At 49.0% G+C, this 866-nt stretch carries 1 protein-coding gene; it reads left to right on the top strand.

Annotated elements, in window-relative coordinates:
- Window positions 1–780 (top strand): GGGtGRT protein (locus AB4496_RS20205; protein ID WP_372131747.1); only part of this gene is annotated, 780 nt, incomplete at its 5' end.
- Between the last annotated feature and the right edge of the window lie 86 nt (window positions 781–866).

Genomic DNA, 866 nt, shown 5'->3' with positions numbered 1-866 from the left:
GAACAAGCTGCGAATATCATTGGTGAAGGCCTTCAAGCATTCACCAAACCCGGCAGTGTTGCTGAGCAACGCCAGGTCGGTATTGGCCACGGTGCATTGGCTGCACGTCTTCTAAATGAAGAAAGTCACTGCTTTGCTTTCCTTGCGGGCCATGAATCTTTTGCTGCTGCAGAAGGTGCGATTAAAATCGCACTCAACGTCAACAAATCACGTCACAACCCATTGAAGGTAATACTCAATGGTCTAGGTAAAGATGCGGCTTACTTAATTTCTCGCATCAATGGTTTTACCTATGTTCGCACTCAATACGATTACCAAACAGGTGAGCTTGTTGAAACAGAACGCCGCCGCTTCTCACAAGGCCCTCGCGGAGAGATTTTGTGTTACGGCGCTGATGATGTACGTGAAGGCGTGGCAATCATGCACAGAGAAGAAGTGGATGTGAGTATTACGGGTAACTCAACTAACCCAACGCGCTTCCAACACCCTGTTGCAGGTATCTACAAAGCAGAACGTACTCGCCAAGGTTTACCTTACTTCTCAGTTGCTTCAGGCGGCGGTACAGGTAGAACATTGCACCCAGATAACGTGGCAGCAGGCCCTGCGTCTTACGGCATGACAGATACTATGGGTAGAATGCACGCTGATGCTCAGTTCGCAGGTAGCTCTTCTGTTCCGGCTCACGTGGCAATGATGGGCTTCATCGGTATGGGTAACAACCCAATGGTCGGCGCGACGGTTGCATTGGCTGTAGCAGTAAGCGAATCTCAAAACGCATAACGACAACGTTGAGCGCCACGATCTATCCATAGAATAGAGTCCGTTAACTGAGAAACAAGCAATAACAGACGACCAAAACTCTACAC

Source organism: Vibrio sp. 10N.222.46.A1 (genome assembly GCF_041473595.1).
Classification (GTDB): Bacteria; Pseudomonadota; Gammaproteobacteria; order Enterobacterales; family Vibrionaceae; genus Vibrio; species Vibrio tasmaniensis_A.
This window is presented reverse-complemented; position numbering and strand designations above follow the sequence as displayed.